The organism is uncultured Fenollaria sp. (genome assembly GCF_934202865.1).
GTDB lineage: Bacteria > Bacillota > Clostridia > Tissierellales > Peptoniphilaceae > Fenollaria.
In genome coordinates this window covers 1-3,119 of sequence record NZ_CAKPYL010000079.1, presented here as the reverse complement: position 1 = coordinate 3,119, position 3,119 = coordinate 1, and the positions used below count along the sequence as shown (strand labels likewise).

The window sequence follows — 3,119 nt, the reverse complement described above, 5'->3', positions numbered from 1 at the left end:
GAATGACAGGATCCGTATCAATGGTGATTTTATTCCGCCTGAAAAATTTTATCATTATCTAAAGACCATAGTTGATAAGATAAATGAGCTTGAGATCAACTGCATCTACTTCGAGATAGTGACTCTCATCGCTCTTATGTACTTTGCCGACGAAGGCGTTGACTTCGCCATCTTCGAAGTGGGCGTTGGCGGCCTATATGACTCGACTAACTGCTTTACTACAAAAGCGGCTGATGTCATTATGAAAGTTGATTATGACCATCAAAATGTACTTGGCAACACTTTAGAAGAGATTGCCTTTAACAAAGCAGGCATTATTATGCCATTTGACACGGTTTACGCCTATCCTCAAGGGGACAATGTTATAGATGTAATCAAAGACGAAGCTGAAAAGGTCGATGCCAAGGTAAAAGTTTTGGATGGCAAGGCCATAAGCATAGGCAAAAGTGATACAGAAACTGATTTTACTTACGATGGCGAGGCCTATAGCGTAAGTCTAGCAGGCGAGTTTCAAGCGAAAAACGCAGCTATGGCGGTTTGGGTGGCAAAGGACCTTGCTAATAGATTTAGACTTGATATAGATGAGGCTGCCATAAAAAAGGGCTTAAGCGAAGTTAAGTGGCCATGCCGTATAGAGACTGTTAAGGAAGAGCCCTACATCATCATCGATGGGGCACATAACGAGGCGAGCGCTGCTGAGCTAAAGAAATATTTGCTTGGCCTTGATAAAAAAGTCATCATGATCACGTCGTTTTTGAAGGATAAGGATTATAAAAAGGTTTTCGAGACTTTCGATGGGCTTAACGCGGACTTTATCGTGACTAGCCTTGTCTACAAGGGCAGGGACTTTGAGTTTGAAAAGCTGGCTGAGGCCATCGGCGAAAGGAGAGGCATCTACTTTATTAAAGACAACAAAGAAGCCTACAAGAAGGCACTTGAGCTATATACAGACGATGCTGTCATAGTTGTCGCGGGTTCACTTTATCTAGCAAGCGTCTTCAGGGACTTAATTTTGGGACTTAAGCATTATAATTAAAGTATTTGGGTATATAGTTTAAGAGGGAGTGATGAAATGAAATTAGTATTTTTAATTGGCTCACAAAGAGAGGGCTCACTGAATAAACTATTAGCAAAGGAAATAGAAAAGGAATTTGCTGATTACGATATCGTAGAATATTATCCAAATGATTTTAAAATGTTTAACCAAGATTTAGAAAAACCAGAAGAAGACTGGATCAAGAAGATTAGAGAAGATATTAGAGAAGCGGAAGGCGTCATCATCGCGTCACCTGAGTACAATTACTCAGTGCCAGGCACTGTCAAGAACATGATCGACTGGTTATCAAGACCAAACGATGATGAAAAGTACCTAATCGGTGGCAAGAACTTTGCTGTAGCTGGCGTAACACAAGGACTTGACGGAACAAGACTTGCGCAAAAAGAATTGATAGCAGTACTTCATCAACTAAGAGCAAATATAGATCCAATGAACACAATAAGCATACTATTTGCAGATGAAGAAGGAAAGTTCCTAGCAGATAACAAAGAAAGAATCAAGGACTTCGCTGAGAAGTTTAAAAAATTTATAGAAAAATAGTTTTAGATCGATATGGGCCGCGCGAAGCGGCTCTATTTTTATGTCAGGGCCTTTGTAAAAACATTATTAAAAGCATGTAAAATGTGATATAATGAAAAGAGGAAGAAGGCGAAGGCTTTGAAGAAGAAAAGACTTGGGATAGTAATAGGCATCTTATTTATAATCAATATATTATTCTATTATAAGAATTTTATTTATAAACTAGCTTTGGATCAAAGGCCAAGGCTTATTTTATTGCTCCTTGCAGTTTTCTTTACAACGGTGATAGAGCTAGCAGTTTTACTTGCTTTCACATCGAGGGTATATAGGGCAGCCGTCATAGCCATAGCAGGCCTTGCCAAGATAGCCGCAAGCGTTTTTTATGCGGAATTTGCTAACTTCAATCTTTTATCAAGATTAGGCCAAGCGAAAGAGCTTAAGGGCACGGGACCAGTTATCATTGAGAATATCAGTACATTTTTAATAGCTATTATAATCTTGTCACTAATAAATATTGTCATAGTCATGACGAGCGAAAAAAAGAAGAGCAGCGCGAAGAGCGCAGCCATTGGCTTAGGCTTAGCAGCGCTATTAATAATCGCGCCGCAATACCTTTTTGGCAGCATCTTTGGTACAGAGCTTTACTCAACCATTGCCATGAGTAAAGTAAAGAGGATTGTAGATGAAAGAGCAATGCAAGACGAGACCATGGAGATGGACGTCGCAAGAGAGTTTAGCGAGCGAAAATTTACGCAGAATGACTTCACGGGGCTTGCTAAGGGCAAAAACATCATCGTGATTCAGTGCGAAAGCCTTCAAAATACTTTTGTGAAGAAAGAGTACAACGGCGAGGAGATCACTCCATTTATGAACAGGCTCATAGGGGACGAGGGCAGCATCTACTTTGATAATTACTTCGAACTTCTGGGTATGGGCAATACATCGGACGCGGAGTTTGTCTCATTAAACGGCCTTTATCCATCGCTTAAGGGGCAGGCCTACAAGCTTTATGAGGACTGCGACAACTACGGTCTCTTCACAGCGGCAAAGGACCACGGCTACAGGACCATGGCCTTTCACGGCAACACTGGTAAGTTTTACGACAGAAGAAAGTTTTACGAAGAGCTTGGCGTGGATGATATTATGCTTGGAGAAGAATTTACCCAAGACGAGATCATCAACATGGGTCTAGCAGATAAATCATTTTTCAAGCAGTCACTTGCGAAATTTAAGGATGCCGCACAAAAAGGCGATAAGTTCTTTTCCTTTATGATTACGCTTACAACGCATACGCCATTCATCCTGCCAGAGGAGCTAGCGAGCATTAAGCCACTTCCCGGCGATGAAGATGATTATGTATATAGATACGCCAAGTGCGCGAGATACACCGACGAAGCCATAGAGAGCTTCTTTAAGGACCTTGATGAGCTAGGTCTTTTGGACGAGACAGTCATTGTGATTTATGGCGACCATCATGCTATGACAGTCAAAAACGCCGAGCGACAAGAATCAATCAAGAAATGGCTCGGCAAAGAGCTCGACT

The 3,119-nt window shown here is 41.3% G+C and carries 3 protein-coding genes; all 3 read left to right on the top strand.

The window, feature by feature from the left end; translation table 11 throughout:
- Positions 1 to 1,036: folylpolyglutamate synthase/dihydrofolate synthase family protein (locus Q0E71_RS06590; protein ID WP_294797207.1), on the top strand; the 1,036-nt coding region annotated here is incomplete at its 5' end.
- Between the two features lie 36 nt (positions 1,037 to 1,072).
- Complete coding sequence (locus tag Q0E71_RS06585) at positions 1,073 to 1,597, top strand: NADPH-dependent FMN reductase (protein WP_294797205.1); 525 nt, start codon at positions 1,073 to 1,075, stop codon at positions 1,595 to 1,597.
- Positions 1,598 to 1,714: 117 nt separating this feature from the next.
- Positions 1,715 to 3,119: LTA synthase family protein (locus Q0E71_RS06580; RefSeq protein WP_294797204.1), on the top strand; the 1,405-nt coding region annotated here is incomplete at its 3' end.

Bases quoted from the DNA above. Each gene is read 5' to 3' on its own strand.
- Q0E71_RS06585 (WP_294797205.1), top strand. From the start codon at position 1,073: ATGAAATTAGTATTTTTAATTGGCTCACAAAGAGAGGGCTCACTGAAT.